Annotated in this window: 13 protein-coding genes and 1 tRNA gene; 8 read left to right on the forward strand and 6 right to left on the reverse strand. The window is 67.1% G+C overall.

The window, feature by feature from the left end:
* Positions 1-10: 10 nt before the first annotated feature.
* Together CLD20_RS05510 and CLD20_RS05515 are read left to right on the forward strand one after the other, a co-directional pair.
* Positions 11-1564, forward strand: coding sequence for a tripartite tricarboxylate transporter permease (locus CLD20_RS05510; protein ID WP_224405606.1), 1554 nt, complete (start codon positions 11-13; stop codon positions 1562-1564).
* Between the two features lie 61 nt (positions 1565-1625).
* Entirely contained in the window at positions 1626-3668 is a 2043-nt protein-coding gene (locus tag CLD20_RS05515) for a metallophosphoesterase (RefSeq protein ID WP_224405607.1), read from the forward strand.
* Positions 3669-3848: 180 nt separating this feature from the next.
* On the opposite strand, the gene CLD20_RS05520 is transcribed toward CLD20_RS05515, so the two are convergent.
* Together CLD20_RS05520 and cpdR are read right to left on the reverse strand one after the other, a co-directional pair.
* Positions 3849-3923, reverse strand: a tRNA-Val gene (locus CLD20_RS05520).
* Positions 3924-4030: 107 nt separating this feature from the next.
* Positions 4031-4393, reverse strand: a complete 363-nt coding sequence (gene cpdR / locus CLD20_RS05525; protein WP_224405608.1) for a cell cycle two-component system response regulator CpdR — start codon at positions 4391-4393, stop codon at positions 4031-4033.
* Positions 4394-4579: 186 nt separating this feature from the next.
* On the opposite strand from cpdR, the gene CLD20_RS05530 reads away from it, so the two are divergent.
* Both CLD20_RS05530 and hisN read left to right on the forward strand, forming a co-directional pair.
* The gene (locus tag CLD20_RS05530) at positions 4580-5494 is read left to right on the forward strand and encodes an N-formylglutamate amidohydrolase (RefSeq protein ID WP_224405609.1); all 915 of its coding nucleotides are present in this window, start codon (positions 4580-4582) and stop codon (positions 5492-5494) included.
* A gap of 298 nt (positions 5495-5792) precedes the next feature.
* Positions 5793-6584, forward strand: a complete 792-nt coding sequence (gene hisN, locus CLD20_RS05535; protein WP_224405610.1) for a histidinol-phosphatase — start codon at positions 5793-5795, stop codon at positions 6582-6584.
* Here hisN and CLD20_RS05540 read toward each other — a convergent pair.
* Both CLD20_RS05540 and CLD20_RS05545 read right to left on the reverse strand, forming a co-directional pair.
* The gene (locus CLD20_RS05540) at positions 6575-7543 is read right to left on the reverse strand and encodes an alpha/beta fold hydrolase (protein WP_224405611.1); all 969 of its coding nucleotides are present in this window, start codon (positions 7541-7543) and stop codon (positions 6575-6577) included. The genes hisN and CLD20_RS05540 overlap by 10 nt on opposite strands.
* Positions 7544-7728: 185 nt before the next feature.
* Positions 7729-8139, reverse strand: coding sequence for a hypothetical protein (locus tag CLD20_RS05545; RefSeq protein ID WP_224405612.1), 411 nt, complete (start codon positions 8137-8139; stop codon positions 7729-7731).
* Positions 8140-8426: 287 nt separating this feature from the next.
* On the opposite strand from CLD20_RS05545, the gene CLD20_RS05550 reads away from it, so the two are divergent.
* Positions 8427-8897 carry an Hsp20 family protein gene (locus CLD20_RS05550; RefSeq protein ID WP_224405613.1) on the forward strand — a complete coding sequence of 157 codons (471 nt, stop codon included), beginning with the start codon at positions 8427-8429 and terminating at the stop codon, positions 8895-8897.
* Positions 8898-8988: 91 nt separating this feature from the next.
* Here the strand turns inward: CLD20_RS05550 and CLD20_RS05555 are convergent, their stop codons facing one another.
* Entirely contained in the window at positions 8989-10428 is a 1440-nt protein-coding gene (locus CLD20_RS05555; protein ID WP_224405614.1) for a glutamate synthase subunit beta, read from the reverse strand.
* 176 nt (positions 10429-10604) lie between these two features.
* On the reverse strand, positions 10605-15260 hold the full coding sequence (gene gltB / locus CLD20_RS05560) for a glutamate synthase large subunit (protein ID WP_224405957.1): 4656 nt from the start codon (positions 15258-15260) through the stop codon (positions 10605-10607).
* Positions 15261-15824: 564 nt separating this feature from the next.
* Between gltB and CLD20_RS05565 the strand changes: the two genes are divergently transcribed.
* From CLD20_RS05565 to CLD20_RS05575, 3 genes are read left to right on the forward strand one after another with little or no spacing between them, the layout of a single operon-like run.
* Positions 15825-16127, forward strand: a complete 303-nt coding sequence (locus CLD20_RS05565; RefSeq protein ID WP_224405615.1) for a DUF2282 domain-containing protein — start codon at positions 15825-15827, stop codon at positions 16125-16127.
* A 42-nt stretch (positions 16128-16169) separates the two neighbouring features.
* Positions 16170-17066 carry a DUF692 domain-containing protein gene (locus CLD20_RS05570; protein ID WP_224405616.1) on the forward strand — a complete coding sequence of 299 codons (897 nt, stop codon included), beginning with the start codon at positions 16170-16172 and terminating at the stop codon, positions 17064-17066.
* Entirely contained in the window at positions 17044-17850 is an 807-nt protein-coding gene (locus tag CLD20_RS05575; RefSeq protein WP_224405617.1) for a DUF2063 domain-containing protein, read from the forward strand. Before CLD20_RS05570 ends, CLD20_RS05575 begins: the two co-directional genes overlap by 23 nt.
* Position 17851 lies beyond the last annotated feature (1 nt).

Raw genomic sequence — 17851 nt, forward strand, 5'->3', positions numbered from 1 at the left:
GAGACCTCCGATGGATGTTCTCGACCTCATCGGCGCCGTCACCGGCTATTTCGGCGCCATCGGCTCGGGCCTGTGGGCTGGCGCGCATCTCTTCTTCACGCTCTCGAACCTCCTCGCGGTCTTCGGCGGCGTAGCCATCGGCTGCCTGTTCGGAGCGCTGCCGGGCCTCAGCATCACGCTGTCGGTGGCGCTGGTGATGCCGTTCACCTTCAACATGGACCCGCTGACAGGGCTCTCGCTGCTGACCGCCGTCTATGTCGGGGCGATCTACGGCGGCTCCATCTCGGCGATCCTGTTCAATACGCCGGGCACGCCCGCGGCCGCCTGCACGACGCTGGACGGCTACGCCCTCACCCAGAAGGGCCAGGCGGGCAAGGCGCTGCACATGGCGAACTGGGCCTCAATGGTCGGAGACCTGACCAGCACCATCCTCGTCATCCTCGCCTTTCCGCTGCTTGCCAAGGTGGCGATCTACTTCCGCTCGCCGGAATATTTCGCCCTCATCGTCTTCTCCATCACCGTGGTCGGTGGGGTGGCGGGCCGCTCCATGCTGCTCGGGCTGATCGCCGGCATCCTCGGCTTCCTCTTCTCGACCGTGGGCATGGACCCCGTGCAGGGCTACGGGCGCTTCGACTTCGGCTCTCTGGAGCTCCTCAGCGGCTTCAGCTTCGTGCCGCTCCTCATCGGCCTCTTCGCCGTTCCCGAATTCATGCGCCAGTTTGTCCGCTCCGGGCGCTCCGACGCATCGGTCGCGATCGCGGCCGAGACCGGCGCGGGCGACGACAACCATCTCACATGGCGCGAGTTCAAGGCTTCCTTCCGGCACATGGTGCGGGGCGGCGTGATCGGCCTCATCCTCGGCGTCATACCGGGCCTCGGCGCAACGCCGGCCGCCTTTCTCAGCTACGAGCAGGCGCGCCGCAATTCCCGCCATCCGGAAGAGTTCGGGCACGGCTCGCTGGAAGGCATCGCCGCCGCCGAAGCGGGCAATAACGGCGTCAACGGCGCGACACTCGCCCCGCTTCTGACGCTCGGCATTCCCGGCGACGTGGTCACCGCGGTGATGCTCGGCGCCCTTTTGATTTTCAACCTGCAGCCCGGCCCGATGCTCTTCGTCACCCACGCCGACCTCATCTACGGCCTCTTCTGTGCGCTGCTCGTCTGCGACGTGGCGCTGCGCATCGTCGGCATCGCCTTCATCCGCGTCGGCCGCTACGTGACGCGGGTGCCGACCGGCTACGTCTTTCCCCTGATCCTCGTCCTGTGCGTCTTCGGCACCTATTCCATCAACAACAACATCTTCGACGTTTTCGTCATGCTCAGCTTCGGCATCGGCGGGCTGGTGATGGAGCGCGTCCGCCTGCCGGTCGTGCCGTTCGTGATCGCCTTCGTGCTCGGGCCGATGCTCGAGAAGGGTCTGCGCCGCTCGCTGGTCATTTCGGACGGCGATCCGATGATCTTTCTGCACAGCCCCATCGCCGTCGGCTTCTTCATCCTGACGATCCTCGCCATCGTCACGATCGTTCGAAGTCGACTGGCGCCGCCGAATTCATCGAAAGCCTGAACCCACGATTTTCGCCAAACCGGGCAACCGCCAAGAACAAGCCAATCGAAAGGTCGACCGAATGCAATCCGACGCCCGCGAAGCGCCGCTTTTTCGTTTTGCCATCATTTCAGACACGCATATCCGGCCGCAGGAGAGCGACGATTCCTCGCCCTGGACGGTCAATTCCTATGCCAATGGCCGGGCGCGGCGCACCGTCTCCCTGCTGCGTGCCCTCGATCCGGAATTCGTCATCCATCTCGGCGACATGGTGCACCCGCTTCCGTCGCTGCCGAGCTATGCCAGCGCCGTGGCGGAGGCGAAGGAGATCTTCGCGCCGCTGGAGGCGCCGCTGCACCTGATCCCCGGAAACCACGACATCGGCGACAAGCCGATGCCGGGCCTGCCGGCAGCGCCCGTCGATGCGGCGAGCGTTGCCGAATTCCGGAAGAATTTCGGCGAGGACTACCGTTCCTTCGAGCACAAGAGCTGCCGCTTCATCTTCCTCAATGCGGAGATCATCAATACCGGCCTGCCCGACGAGGCCAAGCAGAAGGCCTGGCTGGAGGGCCTGCTCGCCGAACCCTATGGCGGACGCTCCTTCGTCTTCATCCATTATCCGCCCTTCATCCATTCGCCGGACGAGCCTTCCAACTACGACAATCTGGACGAGCCGGGCCGTTCCTGGCTGCTCTCCCTGCTCGCGGGCAAAGTGGAGGCGGTGTTCGCGGGCCATGTGCACAACTTCTTCTACAACCGGCACGAAGGCTTCGATTCCTTCATCCTGCCGGCACTTTCCTTCGTGCGGCAGGATTATTCGGAGCTCTTCCGGGGCGGACCCGGCAAGGAATTCGGGCGCGACGATGCCGGCAAGCTCGGCTTCTTCATCGCCGATGTCTTCGCCGACCGGATCGCGCTCCGGCTGGTGCGCACGCAAGGCATCGAGGAGAGCAAGGAAGAGGCGGCGGCGGGGCCTGCCGCAGCGCCGCTGCTTGCCGGCGGCAAGGCGCCTGCCGCCGCGCTCGGCGTGCATCTGCGCCACAACTGGGCCGAGGTGGTGAAGCTTCCCTATAACGGGCCGATGGACGAGTTCCTGCGCAAGGAAGCGCGGAACGACTACCACCTCCTGGCGCTGATGGAAGCCGGGACGAGGATGCTGCGTATCCCGCTGCGCGACCTCGAAGACCCGGCCTATCTTGAAAGGATCGGCGAGCTGCACCGCATGGGCTTTCGCTTCACGGCGTTCCATTTCGGCCTGCCGGGCGAGCGCCAGATCGCGCTCCTGGAAAAGCATGCGGGCCTCGTCGACACGTTCGAGACCATCATTTCCTGGAAGGACCGCGAGGCCTTCCTTGAGGGAGCGGCCGGCTGGCGCGGCCGCCTGTCGGCCCGGCTCTCGCTGACCCGCGTGGAGAGCTCGGCCGAGAAGAAGGTCACCGGCACCGCCTTCTCGCATTACGTCAGCTACGGTTTCGGCGAAGCGGCGTTCGCGGATGTGGAGACTTTCGCCCGCGCGGGCGAGGCATCGGGGCTCGTCGACGCCTACGTCTTCAGCCTTGCCTGGGCGGATCCGCTCGCCGAAACGGTGGCGTCCCTGCGCGCCAGGGCGGCGGCGATCGGGACGAAGGCCGATATCAATATCCGCCTCGCCTCGGAAAATCCCGCCGAGCTGATCGACGAGCCGGCTGCCGTCGCCGGGCGCGTCGCCGAAGCGGTGGCGCTTGCGCATGCCTATCCGGACACCGCCTTCTTCCTCGACACCTTCATCGACATGGAGCGCGGCTATTTTCCGCGCCTCGGCCTCTACGACCGGCGGCTCAACCCCACACTGGCCGGGCAGGTCTACCGCAATCTCAGCATTCTGCTCGGCGATGGCGAGGTGCGCCTCGGCGAGGCGCAGGAGAGCGATGCCTCGCGCCTGCTACCCCTCAGCTTCGGCAAGGGCGCTGCCCGTCTGGTCCTGCCGAAGCCGGCCGTGAAGGACCACGCCGGCGCAAAAGGCCGGTTCCTGCCCCAGACCGGCTGGAGCGAGGCGATCGACCTTGCGACGGGCGAGACGATCAAGAGCGGTTCGGGCGGAGCGGAGCGCGGCGCGGCCGGCGGGCCCGTCCTCATTATGGATTAGGCCGGATCGTAGCCGAGCGCGGATTCGGGACAGACGGATGAAGGCGGGGCGACCGGCCGGCGTGGCGGCCGGAGCTTCGCCCGTCTCCACGCGCTGCTGGCCAGGCGCCGGCCCGGCCGCCAGCGGGTCTGGCCGCCGGCGGTTCCGGCGGCGAAATCGACAATGAAATCAGTGAGTAAATGGTGGGCGCGACAGGGATTGAACCTGTGACCCCTACGATGTCAACGTAGTGCTCTCCCGCTGAGCTACGCGCCCTTCCAAAGGGGTGCCGTGCGAAACGGCCCGGCGGATATATCGCCTGACTTGTCCGCACGCAAGGGCGGGAGGAACCTCTTTCGGGGCACCGCCGCCGCAGGCGGGCTTCAGGCCGCCATCAGCCGGCCGACCTCGTTGACGAGGTCGCGCAGATGGAACGGCTTCGACAGGATCTTGGCATCCTGCGGGGCGGCCATATCCGGGTTGAGGGCCACGGCCGCAAAGCCCGTGATGAACATGATCTTCAGATCCGGATCGAGCTCGGTCGCCTTGCGGGCGAGCTCGATGCCATCCATCTCCGGCATGACGATGTCGGTCAGAAGCAGGTTGAAGGGCTCGTCGCGCAGCCGCTTGTAGGCGGAGAGCCCGTTATCGAAGGCGACGACGTCATAGCCGGCGTTCTCCAGCGCCTTCTGAAGAAAGCGACGCATATCCTCGTCGTCCTCGGCAAGAAGAATTCGGCCCAACATGCGTCCCCAGCTACGTCCGTCCTCGTTCAGTCCCTTGTGCGCCCAGTGGGTAAATATCGGGTAAGCGCCGCGGACACAATCGCAACGGGGGCGATCGCGGCGCTGTGGCGGGGCGCGAGGCCGCATCGGCCTGTGGACAGGGGGCGAGAGCCCCGGCAACATGGGCGGCCAAGGCCAGACAGATTCATGAGCGAAAGCACGCCTTCCATGTCGGAAACGGACCCCGAGCCCCTGCCGCTGCGGCCCTTTCGCATTCTGGGGCCGGCCGAGCCGGCAACGCCCTTCCTGTTCTCCTCGCCGCATTCGGGCCGCTACTACCCGCCCGGCTTCCTGGCGGCCTCGCAGCTCGACCCGCTGGCGATCCGCCGCTCCGAGGACTTCATGATCGACGTCCTCTTCTCTTCGGTGGTGGAGCGGCGCGCGCCCCTGATCTCGGCCGTCTATCCGCGCGCCTATGTCGACCTCAACCGCGAGCCCTACGAGCTCGATCCGAAGATGTTCCGCGAGCCGCTGCCGCCGCGCGCCAACGGACGCTCGCTGCGCGCCGCCGGCGGACTCGGCACGATCCCGCGCATGGTCTCGGAAGGACGGCTCATCTATCCCGGGCCGATCGCGCTCGGCGAGGCGCTGATGCGGATCGAGACGATCTACCATCCCTTCCACGACGTGCTGCGCCGCCGCCTGGCGGAGACGCTGGCCCAGTTCGGCACGGCGGTGCTGATCGACTGCCATTCCATGCCCTCCTCGGCCCGCAACGCGGCGCCGGGGCTCAGGCCCGATTTCGTCGTCGGCGACCGCTTCGGCTCAAGCTGCGCGCCGGAGCTGACGGAATGCGCGGTGAGGGTGCTGCGCTCGCTCGGCTATTGCGTATCGCGCAACAAGCCTTATGCCGGGGGCTACATCACCGAGCATTACGGCCGGCCCTCCTTCGGGCTGCATGTGCTGCAGCTGGAGGTGAACCGGGGGCTCTACATGGACGAGGAGGCGATCCGGCTTCATGAGGGCTTCGAGCCGCTGAAGCGTTCGCTCGGGGTTCTCGCCGGCGAATTGATGGGGCTGCGCATCGAGCCGCCCGCGGCGCTCGAGGAAGCCGCCGAATAGGGCCGCGCCTATACGCGCAAATGGCGGAAAACCGGGATTTTCGGGAGCCAGAAAGAAAAAAGGCCGCACCATCGGTGCGGCCAAGTCTAGGGAGGAAACGCCCAATGAGGGCTGCGATACAGCGTATCGCAATGCACAAAATATGCTGCTTTGCACAAGATGCAAGTACCCCGGAGCCACATTGGCCAAAAGACTCGCCCATGGGGGGGCGCGAATGCGGCCTTTCGGCCAATGTCGTTTCCCTAACTAACTGAAGTTCAATCGTTTTTTAGCTAACTTGCAAATTGGCAACTCTGCTATGCAATCGCCTGAAAATTTCCTTCCCTTCCTTGCAAGGCTCGCCGAGGCCTCCTCCGAGGTGATCCTGAAGCATTTCAGGGCCCCACTTGACGTGGACGACAAGGGAAGCCGCGAGGGCCGCGGCTTCGACCCCGTGACGGAGGCGGATCGCGGGGCGGAGGCGGTGATGCGCGAGCTGATCCGCAAGACCTATCCCGAGCACGGCATCGTCGGCGAGGAATTCGGCACGGAGGGCGAGGGGCGCTCGCATCAATGGGTGCTCGATCCGATCGACGGGACGCGAGCCTTCATCTGCGGGCTGCCGCTCTGGGGCAGCCTCATCGGCCTGATGATCGACGGCAAGCCCGTCTGCGGCATGCTCTCGCAGCCCTATCTCGGCGAGCGCTTCTTCGGCACGGCGAACGGCGCCTTTTTCGAGCGCGGCGGCGAGCGGCGGCCGCTCCGGGTCCGCGCCTGCGGCTCGCTCGGCGAGGCGATGGTCTCCAGCACCGATCCCGATCTCTTCGTCGGCGAGGAAGCGGCGGCCTTCCGCCGTCTTTCCGGCGCGGCGCGGCTGACACGCTACGGCTACGACTGCTACGCCTACGCCATGGTGGCGGCGGGCTTCATCGATTGCGTGGCCGAGAGCGGGCTGAAGGCCTACGACATCGTGCCGCTCGTTCCGATCATCGAGGGGGCGGGCGGGGCCGTCATCTCCTGGGACGGCAGCGGGCCGGCCCTCGGGGGCCGCGTGCTGGCCATCGGCGACGCGCGACTCAAAGGACCCGCCGTCGAGCTCCTTCAGGTCTGAAGGGCTTCGCTCCACCTTTTCGCCGTGTCGCCGACGAAGGCGTCGAAGGCGGCCCAGAAATCGTCGCGGAAGCGGTCCGCCTCCTGCAGGATCTCGTGACGGGCACCGGCGATGCGCACGCTGCCGACCGTCTTGGTGCGCAGCGCGAATTCCTCGATCGCTGAGTTGGAGACGACACGCTCGTCGCCGGCAAAGGCGATCAGGACGGGCAGGGGCACGCGCTCGGCAAAGCCCGGCTCGGCGATATACTCCGCCGCCCGCAGCGCCGAATGCACCCAGGCGAAGGTCGGGCCGGAGAGGCCGAGCGAGCGGCTTTCGCGGATGACGGCCTGGTTGCGCTCGTAGCGGCGCGAGCTGCCGGTCACGGGATTTCCCTCGAAGGGATCGAGCTGGACGAGCTGGCCGCGATGGCGGCCGGCATAGACCTCGCCAAAGCCGAGATAGTTGAGCGTGCCGGTGATGCGCGCCAGCGATTTGGTGCGCCGGCCGGCAAGGCCGAGAAGGGGGGCGGTGAGCACCATGCGCTCGACCTGCGTACGGGCGCGGGCCGCATAGAGCAGCGCCACGGCGGCGCCGGTCGAATGGGCAAGAATGTTGAAGGGCGGCGCGCAGCGGGCGAGCGCCACTTCCTCCATGATGGTCTCAAGGTCGACGAGGTATTCGGAGAAATCGTCGACATGGCCCTTGAGCGGATCGCCGAGGCTGCGGGTGGAGCCGCCCTGGCCGCGCCAGTCGAAGGTGGCGACGCCGAAGCCGCGGCGGCGCAGATCGTGGACGGTCTCGAAATATTTCTCGATGAACTCCGCCCGGCCCTGAAGGAGCACGACGGTGCCCTTGCGCTGCTGTCCCTGGGGAGGCCACCAGGCGGCGCGAAGCTGTTTGCCGTCGGGCGTCGGCACCATCGCGGTGCGGGCGCCGGCGGGAATCGGATTCTGCGGGGTCTCGACGAGAATCGGCAAGCGAGGGCCTTCGGCCGAAAAGACTATCCGCCGCTGATAGCGGCAGAGCGCCGCGCCCGCAATCGCTGCCTGTGCAAACGAAGCGAGGCGGACGAAGTGAGCCGGCGGCCCCGAAAGGGGACCACCGGCTCTTTACCGGACACCGGAGGGGGCGTTAGCGGCGTCCGATATTCCTGAAAAAGCGCTTAGCGGTTGCGCGGTCCGCCATGGTGGCCGCGGCGATCCCACGGGCTGCGATCATGGCCGCGCAGCGGGCGCAGGCTGACGATCTCGCCGCTGTAGGCGTTGACGGAGACCTTCACCGGGGCGCCGCGGCGGGCGCGGGCGGTGAGCTCGTAGACCCTGCCGCGGGTGTCGAGGAAGCGGATCGGGTCGATGCCCTGGCGGCGCAGGATGTGCGAGATGCGGCGCGGCGAGAGCCGCTCGGCGCCGCGGCGATGGCGATCCTGGCGCCAGCCGTTGCCGCGCCAGTCGGCATGAACGGCGGAGCCGCTCTGCGTGAAGGAAAAGGTCACGCCGGCGGCATTGGCCGGGGCGGTGAAGGACAGGGCCGAAAGGGCGAGGATGCCGGCGGCGGCGAAGGGAGCGAGTTTCATGGCGTTTCTCCTGGGCTGTCGGGGCAGCGCCCCTTCAAGACAGTGCGGAGAATAGGAAGAGGCGACTGAACCGACCCAGAACCCGGCGTTCATTTTCAGTTCAGCGCGCAGCAGAAGCGCGTATTCATTGTTTTCAATGACTTAGCAGGGCTTGAACGGCGAAAAGCGAATTCCCATTTTTCTGATGCGGGGTGCCGACAGGGCCCTGCCGGCGCCGGCGGATACGCTTTCGACGATGAAGCCGCGGCGCTGATCTCTCAATGTCGCTTCATCAAGGAGGACTTATCATGCGTCAGTTCGATCTCAGCCCGCTCTATCGCTCGACCGTGGGCTTCGACCGGCTGTTCAACATGCTCGACACGATGTCGGGCCACGAGAATGGCGGGCAGACCTATCCGCCCTACAATATCGAGCGCACCGGCGAGAACGCCTACCGCATCACCATGGCGGTTGCCGGCTTCGGCGAGAAGGACATCGACATCGAGTCGAAGGAAAACATCCTCACCGTCAAGGCGCAGCGCAACGACGAGAACGAGGGCCAGGAGCGCGAGGTGCTTTATCGCGGCATCGCCGCGCGTTCCTTCGAGCGCCGCTTCCAGCTCGCCGACCATGTCGAAGTGACGGGCGCGACGCTGGAGAACGGCCTTCTGCACATCGATCTCGTGCGCGAGATCCCCGAGGCCATGAAGCCGCGCAAGATCGCCATCGGCACGGCCGGCGAGAAGCGGATCGACGCCGCGGTCAACAAGGCCGCCTGAGGTCGCCCGAGGCCGGAAGGGTTCTTGAGAACGAAGGCGCCCCGCGGGGCGCCTTTTTTCTTGTCCGCGTTTTGTCCGCTCCGGCGCCGGCTCAGCGCGGCAGCGAGGTCTCGCCCATCAGGAATTCGTCGATGGAGCGCGCCGCCTGGCGCCCCTCGCGGATCGCCCAGACGACCAGCGACTGGCCGCGCCGGACATCGCCGGCCGCGAAGACCTTGTCGAGCGAGGTGCGATAGCTCGTCTCGTCGGCGAGGATGTTGGTGCGCCGGTCCTGCTTCAGGGCTCCGCCGAGCTCCTTCATGAAGGTATCTTCCGCCGGGCCGGCAAAGCCGATGGCGATGAAGGCGAGATCGGCCTTCAGGATGAACTCCGTGCCTTCGATCGGCTGGCGCTTTTCGTCGACGCGGGCGCATTTGACGCCGGTGAGGACGCCGTTCTTGTCGACGAATTCGAGCGTCGCGGCCTGGAATTCGCGCTCGGCGCCCTCCGCCTGGCTGGAGGAGGTGCGAAGCTTCGTCGGCCAGTACGGCCAGACGGTCCCCTTTTCCTCCTTCTCCGGCGGGCAGGGGCGGATGTCGAGCTGGGTGACCGAGATGGCGCCCTGGCGGAAGGCGGTGCCGACGCAGTCCGAGGCGGTGTCGCCGCCGCCGACGACCACGACATGCTTGCGGCCGGCCCAGATGTCGTCCGGGTGGTCGATCTCGGGCACCGGCTCGCCGTTCACGCGCCGGTTCGACTGCACGAGATAGGGCATGGCGTAATAGACGCCCTTCAGCTCCATGCCGCCGATGCCCGGATCGCGGGGACGTTCCGCGCCGGCGGCGATCAGCACAGCGTCGTGCCCGTCGATCATCTCGCGCATCGGATGGGTGACGCCGACATTGACGTTGTAGTGGAAGGTGACGCCCTCGGCCTCCATCTGCGCCACGCGCCGGTCGATATGGTGCTTTTCCATCTTGAAGTCGGGGATGCCGTAGCGGCAGAGCCCACCGGCACGCGGCTCGCGCTCGTAGATGTGCACCTCGTGGCCGACGCGCACCAGCTGCTGGGCGGCGGCCATGCCGGCCGGACCTGAGCCGATGACGGCAACGCGCTTGCCGGTGCGCGCCTCGGGAGGCTGGGGCTGCACCCAGCCTTCCTGCCAGGCCTTGTCGGCGATCGCCTCCTCGATGGTCTTGATGGTGACCGGCACGTCTTCCAGGTTCAGCGTGCAGGCCTCCTCGCAGGGGGCGGGGCAGAGCCGGCCGGTCCATTCAGGGAAATTGTTGGTGGAATGGAGATTGCGGGCGGCCTCTTCCCAGTCGTTCTGCCAGACGAGGTCGTTCCAGTCGGGGATCTGGTTGTGCACCGGACAGCCGGTCGGCCCGTGGCAGTAGGGGATGCCGCAATCCATGCAGCGCGCCGCCTGCCGGCGCACTTCCGGCTCCGGCAGCGGCAGCACGAATTCCTTGAAATGCCGGATGCGGTCGGAGGCCGGCTGGTAGCGCTGCTCCTGCCGGTCGATCTCCAGAAATCCCGTAACCTTCGCCATACCCGTCCTACCCTCTGTCGGCGCCTACGGCGCCCCTTTTCGCGCCTGCCGTCGCGCCCTTTCCCGCTCCGCCCGCCCGCGCCGGCCAAGGGCGGCTGCCCGCATGCCGGCCTGCCCGAGGCAGGAGCCTGATGAAATTGCCCTTCGCCTGAAACGGGCAAATGCCCGCATGTGCGCTATTCGGCGGCCAGCTGCCGCGCCGAGCCCATGCGGCGCTCCTCCATCTCGACGAGCGCGCGGCGATACTCGACCGGCATCACCTTGACGAATTTCGGCCGGTACTCCGACCAGTTCTCCAGGATGTGCCTGGCGCGCCCGGAGCCCGTGTAGTGGTGATGGTTGGTGATCAGCGTCAACAGGCGCTCCTCGTCATGCGCGTTCATGTTGGAGGAGACGTTGACGCGGCCGTGCCATTCCATGTCGCCGCCATGGTGGTGCAGCTCTTCCAGAAGCGCCTCTTCCTCCGGCACCGGCTCGAGCTCGACCATGGCGAGGTTGCAGCGGCGCTCGAAGGTGCCGTCCTCGTCGAGCACGTAGGCGATGCCGCCCGACATGCCGGCGGCGAAGTTGCGCCCGGTCTCGCCGATGACGACGACGATGCCGCCGGTCATGTATTCGCAGCCATGGTCGCCGCAGCCTTCCACCACCGCGATGGCGCCGGAATTCCGGACCGCGAAGCGCTCGCCGGCGACGCCCGAGAAGTAGCATTCGCCCTCGATGGCGCCGTAAAGCAGCGTATTGCCGACGATGATGGCGTCGGCGGGATCGACCTTCAGATCCTCCGGCGGCCTGACGATGATGCGCCCGCCGCAGATCCCCTTGCCCACATAGTCGTTGGCGTCGCCCACGAGGTCGAAGGTGATGCCGCGGGCAAGGAAAGCGCCGAAGGACTGGCCGGCTGTGCCGGTCATCTTCACCACGATGGTGTCGTCCGGCAGACCGCCATGGCCGTAGCGCCGGGCGACCTCGCCGGAGAGCATGGCGCCAACGGAACGGTCGAGATTGGCGATTTTCGTCTCGATCGCGACGGTCTCGCCGCGCTCCAGAGCGGGCTCGGCCTCGGCGATCAGCTTGCGGTCGAGGACGTCGTCGATCGGATGGACCTGGCGGCGCGTCCAGCGGATCTCTTCATCGGGCGCCTCGGGACGCTCGAAGAGCTGGGAGAAATCGAGCCCCTTGGCCTTCCAGTGCTCGATCAGCGGGATCACGTCGAGGCGGTCGCGCTGGCCGACCAGTTCGTCGAAGCGGCGCACGCCCATTGCGGCCATGATCTCGCGCACTTCCTCGGCGATGAAGAAGAAGTAGTTGATGACGTGCTCGGGCTTGCCGCGGAAGCGCTTCCTGAGAACCGGGTCCTGCGTGGCGACGCCGACCGGGCAGGTGTTGAGGTGGCACTTGCGCATCATGATGCAGCCGGCCGAGATCAGCGGCGCGGTGGAGAAGCCGAATTCGTCGGCGCCGAGAAGCGCGCCGATGACCACGTCGCGACCGGTCCTCAACCCGCCATCGACCTGCAGGGCAATGCGCGAGCGCAGGCCCTCATGGACGAGCGTCTGGTGGGTCTCGGCAAGGCCGATTTCCCAGGGCAGGCCCGCATGCTTGATGGAGGTGAGCGGCGAGGCGCCCGTGCCGCCGTCATAGCCGGAGATGGTGATGTGGTCGGCACGCGCCTTGGCGACGCCCGCCGCCACCGTGCCGACGCCGACTTCGGCGACGAGCTTGACGGAGACGTCGCCGGCCGGATTGACGTTTTTCAGGTCGAAGATGAGCTGGGCGAGATCCTCGATCGAATAGATGTCGTGATGCGGCGGCGGGGAGATGAGGCCGACGCCCGGGGTCGAATGGCGGACCTTGGCGATGACCGCGTCGACCTTGTGGCCGGGCAGCTGGCCGCCCTCGCCGGGCTTGGCGCCCTGCGCCACCTTGATTTGCATCACGTCCGAATTGACGAGATATTCCGTCGTCACGCCGAAGCGGCCGGAGGCGACCTGCTTGATGGCCGAGCGCTCCGAATCCCCGTTCGGCTTCGGGACGAAGCGCTCCGCCTCCTCGCCGCCCTCGCCGGTGTTCGACTTGCCGCCGATCCGGTTCATGGCGATCGCGAGCGTCGTATGCGCCTCGCGGGAGATGGAGCCGAAGCTCATGGCGCCGGTGACGAAACGCTTGACGATCTCGGCCGCCGGCTCGACCTCGTCGAGCGAGACGGGCTCGTAGCCGAGCGCCTCGGCCTCGCGGATGCGGAAGAGCGAGCGGATCGTCAGCCGCTTGGCGGCTTCGCCATCAACCATTTCGGAATAGGTGCGGAAGCGCTCGAAGCCCTCGCCGCGCACCGCATGCTGGAGCTGGGCGACCGCGTCGGGCGTCCAGACATGGTCCTCACCGCGCATGCGGTAGGCGTATTCGCCGCCGACCTCGAGCGAGCGGCGCAGCACCGGATCGTCGCCGAAAGCGAGGTTGTGACGGCGCACCGTCTCCTCGGCGATCTCGGCAAGGCCGACGCCTTCGATCATCGTCGCGGTGCCGAAGAAGAAGCGGTCGACGAAAGCGGAGGAAAGGCCCACCGCGTCGAAGATCTGCGCGCCGCAATAGGACTGGTAGGTGGAGATGCCCATCTTGGACATCACCTTCAGGATGCCCTTGCCGACCGACTTGATGAAGCGCTCCACAACCTCGCGCGCATCGACGACATCGGGGAACTCGCCGCGCTCGTGCATCTGGGCGAGCGTCTCGAAGGCGAGATAGGGATTGATGGCCTCCGCGCCGTAGCCGGCCAGCACCGCGAAATGATGCACCTCGCGCGCCTCGCCCGTCTCCACGACGAGGCCGACGGAAGTCCTCAGCCCCTTGCGGATCAGGTGATGGTGGACGGCGGCCGTCGCCAGCAGCGCCGGCATGGCGATGCGCTGGGGGCCGACCAGCCGGTCGGAGAGGATGATGATGTTGTAGCCGTCGAGGACCGCCTTCTCCGCCCGCTGGCAGAGCTTGGCGATGGCGTCTTCCATGCCTTCGGCGCCCTGGCCGGCATTGTAGGTGATGTCGAGCGTCTTGGTCTGGAAGTGGTTGTCGGCGATCTCGCCGATGCCGCGGATCTTCTCCAGATCGGCATTGGTCAGGATCGGCTGGCGGACCTCCAGGCGCTTCCGCTCCGAAAGGCCTTCCAGGTCGAACAGATTCGGCCGCGGCCCGATGAAGGAGACGAGGCTCATGACGATCTCCTCGCGGATCGGATCGATCGGCGGGTTCGTCACCTGGGCGAAGTTCTGCTTGAAGTAGGTGTAGAGCAGCTTCGGCTTGTCGGAGAGGACGGAGATTGGCGTATCGGTGCCCATCGAGCCGATCGCCTCCTGGCCGGTCACCGCCATCGGCGCCATCAGGATCTTCAGATCCTCCTGGGAATAGCCGAAGGCCTGCTGGCGATCGAGGAGGGCGGCGGCCGTGGCGGGCGCGCGCGAGCCGACTTCCGGCATGTCCTCCAGGACGATCTGGGTGCGGGCGAGCCACTGGCGATAGGGGTTCGCCCTGGAAAGGCGCGCCTTCAGCTCGGCGTCGTCGACGATGCGACCCTTTTCGAGATCGATGAGGAGCATGCGCCCGGGCTGCAGGCGCCATTTGCGGATGATGGAGCTGTCGGGCACCGGCAGGACGCCGGCCTCCGAGGCCATGATGACGAGGTCGTCCTCCGTCACCACATAGCGGGCGGGGCGCAGGCCGTTGCGGTCGAGGGTGGCGCCGATCTGGCGCCCGTCGGTGAAGGCGATTGCGGCCGGCCCGTCCCAGGGCTCCATCAGGGCGGCGTGGTACTGGTAGAAGGCGCGCCGCTTCTCGTCCATCAGCGGGTTGCCGGCCCAGGCTTCCGGGACGAGCATCATCGCCGCATGGGAGAGCTCGTAGCCGCCCATGGTCAGGAATTCGAGCGCGTTGTCGAAGCAGGCCGTGTCCGACTGGCCTTCGTAGGAGATCGGCCAGAGCTTCTCGATATCCTCGCCGAAAAGCGGGGAATCGACGGAGGCCTGGCGCGCCGCCATCCAGTTGACGTTGCCGCGCAGCGTGTTGATCTCGCCGTTATGGGCGACCATCCGGTAGGGATGGGCGAGCTTCCAGGACGGGAAGGTGTTCGTCGAAAAGCGCTGGTGGACGAGCGCCAGCGCGGAGGCGAAGCGCGGATCCGACAGGTCCTTGTAATATTCGGCGAGCTGGTGGGCGAGGAACATGCCCTTGTAGACGGCCGTGCGCGAGGAGAAGGAGGCGATGTAGAAGCCTTTGTCCCGCCCGTCGCTCTCGGCGAAGATGCGGTTGGAGATCACCTTGCGCAGAATGTAGAGCCGGCGCTCGAACTCATCGCCGGAAAGCCCCTCGGCGGCGCCGACGAAGAGCTGGCGATGCACCGGCTCGGCGGCCCGGATCTTCTGGGCCTGGGAGAGCGAGGAATTGTCGACGGGCACGTCGCGCCAGCCGAGGACCGTCTGGCCCTGCTCGGCGACGACGGCTTCCGCGGCCTCTTCCAGATGCTGGCGGAGGTCGTCCTCCTGCGGCATGAAGAAGACGCCGACGCCGTAACGGCCGAGCGGCGGCAGGGAAAAGCCCGACGCCTCCGCCTCTTCGCGGAAGAAGGCGTCGGGAAGCTGGATCAGCATGCCTGCGCCGTCGCCCACCAGCGGATCGGCGCCGACGGCGCCGCGATGGGTGAGGTTCTCCAGGATCTTGATGCCGTGCTCGATGATGGTGTGCGAGGCGCGGCCCTTCATGTCGGCGATGAAGCCGACGCCGCAGGCGTCGCGTTCGCCGCGCGGATCGACGAGGCCCTTGCCCGCGGCGCCGGCGGCTTTCGCCATGCGCTCGGCCCGGCCCGCCGCGGCTTTCGCCCGGCTCTGCCTCTCGCCTGTGAGATCACGGGTCTTCAGCGTCACGGCCTGCCTCCGCCTCTTTGCCCCCTGCCGTCACCTCATCCGGCGCCGGCATTTCGGGGCACCCCATCCGTTCGGGTCGCACTCCTTTCGGAGATGCGGCTCGAGCCATCGGCCCTTTCGGACCTTACGCTCATCTTATCCTGAATCCGCGCCCCGCGTTGAACGGCCGCCGCCCATAAGGGCCGGCGCGCAATCTGGAGCGTCGATCCCTTGGCGTCGGCTTTGCCCACGCCAACTAGGACAGGACACCTGTCCTATTTAACCAACCATGTCAAATTTTGCCCTGCTCGGCAAGTCGGCGCAACCGGGCGGCCAATGTTGCCGCACGAAATGCAAGTCTTCACGGGTTTCGCTCCCCGCCGTGATTGGGCGTCAGCGCGGACTCACGCCGAACTGTTGGGAGTTGAGTTTCGCCTCGCGGCACATTCGGCCACCCTCCCGGCGCGGTGACACGACGTCGCCGCTCAAGGGAATATAGGGAGAATGCCGATGTCATCCACCACCAGGACCTTCACTTCCAGCGCTCTTGCCGGCGCCGTGCTCGCCGCGGCGAGCCTTGCCGCCGCGCCGGCCCTTGCCCAGGACGGCAAGGAGAAGTGCTACGGCGTCGCCATGGCCGGGCAGAACGATTGCGCGGCAGGGCCGGGCACCACCTGCCAGGGCACCTCCAAGGTCGATTACCAGGGCAATTCCTGGAAGTACGTGGAAGCCGGCACCTGCGAGACGATGGAGCTTCCGGGCGACCGCATGGGCTCCATGAAGCCGCTCGACCGCGACCTGCCGCAGGGCTGAGGCCCGGCCGCCAAAGGACCGCAAGAACCCGGGAGGACCGCCATGCCCCTTTCTCCGAGGAGCGAACCTGCGCTCGCCGCCCGCCTGCCCGAAAGGGCGGGCGTCGGCCTGAAGCTCGACCACGTGAAGCAGATCCTCGAGGAGAAATCCGAGATCGGCTTCTTCGAGGTGCATCCGGAGAACTACATGGGGGCGGGCGGTCCGCCGCATCACTATCTGAGCGCCATTCGCGAGCGCTATCCCCTGTCGCTGCACGGCGTCGGGCTTTCCATCGGCGGGGCGGGACGGCTCGACGGGGCGCATCTTCAAAAGCTGCGCGCCCTTCTCGACCGCTACCAGCCGCAGAGCTTTTCGGAGCATCTCGCCTGGTCGACGCATGAGGGCCATTTCCTCAACGACCTTCTGCCGCTGCCCTATACGCAGGAGACGCTCCGCCTCGTCGCGGCGCATGTCGAGGAAGCGCAGGAGCGGCTCGGGCGGAAAATCCTGATCGAGAATCCGTCGACCTACGTCGCTTTCTCCGCCTCCGACATGGACGAGGTCGATTTCCTCGCCGAGCTCGCCGGCCGCACCGGCTGCGGGCTGCTGCTCGACGTCAACAACGTCTATGTCTCGGCGACCAACCACGCCTATTCGCCCGAGGCCTATCTCGACCGCTTCCCAGTCCATCTCGTCGGCGAGATCCATCTAGCCGGCCATGCCGTCGACGAGGACGAGAGCGGCGCGCCGCTCCTCGTCGATACGCACGACCGCTCTGTCACCGACGCGGTGTGGACGCTCTACGAGCGCGTGATCGCTCGCGTCGGGCCGGTCCCGACGCTGGTGGAATGGGATTCGGAGCTGCCCGACTGGCCGGTCCTCGCCGCCGAGGCGGCGCGGGCCGAGGCGATTTTGTTCAGCGCCGGGGAGGGCCGCGATGCGCGCCGCGCCGCTTCCTGAGCTGCAGGCGGGTTTTGCCGCCGCCCTCTTCGACCCGGACCTGCCGGCGCCGGCGGGGCTGACCCCGACGCCCGGCCGGAACGGTCCGGACGGCAAGCGCTTTTCGGTCTACCGCAACAACGTCGTCGTGTCGCTGTCGCGAGCCCTGCGCGATGCTTATCCGGCGCTCCGGCGCATGCTCGGGGACGAATTCTTCGCGGCGATGGCGGATGTCTATGTGCGCCGGCATCCGCCGAAACGGCCGGTTCTTCTCGATTACGGCGCGGAGTTGCCGGAATTCCTGGAGACATTCGCGCCGGCCCGGCGCCATCCCTATCTGCCGGACGTGGCGCGGCTGGAGCGGGCGCGGCTTCGGGCCTACCACGCCGCCGATGCGCGGCCCTTCACGCTCGCCGGCCTTGCCGCCCTGCCGGAAGAGGCGCTCGGCGCCCTTCGCCTGCAGCCGCATCCGGCGACGCAGCTCCTCATCTCGCGCTATCCGGTCGTTACCGTCTGGTCGATGAACGCAGGCCTCACGGAGCCCGCGCCGGTCGATTTCTCGCGCCGCGAGGCGGCGCTCGTCACCCGGCCCGGGCTGGAGGTGGAGACGCGGCGCCTCAGACCAGGCGGGGCGGATTTCTCCCAGGCGCTGCTTGCCGGCGCGCGGCTCGGCGAGGCGGCCGAGGCGGCCGCGGGCAAAGCCGGTTTCGACCTTGCCGCCAACCTTGCCGATGCGCTCGGCGCCGGGGCGTTTCTACCCCCGCCCGCCGCCTTCCCGCCGATACCGCCCGAAAAGCGAGGCTGAG

Source organism: Afifella sp. IM 167, from assembly GCF_020144925.1.
In the GTDB taxonomy this organism is placed as follows: Bacteria; Pseudomonadota; Alphaproteobacteria; order Rhizobiales; family Afifellaceae; genus Afifella.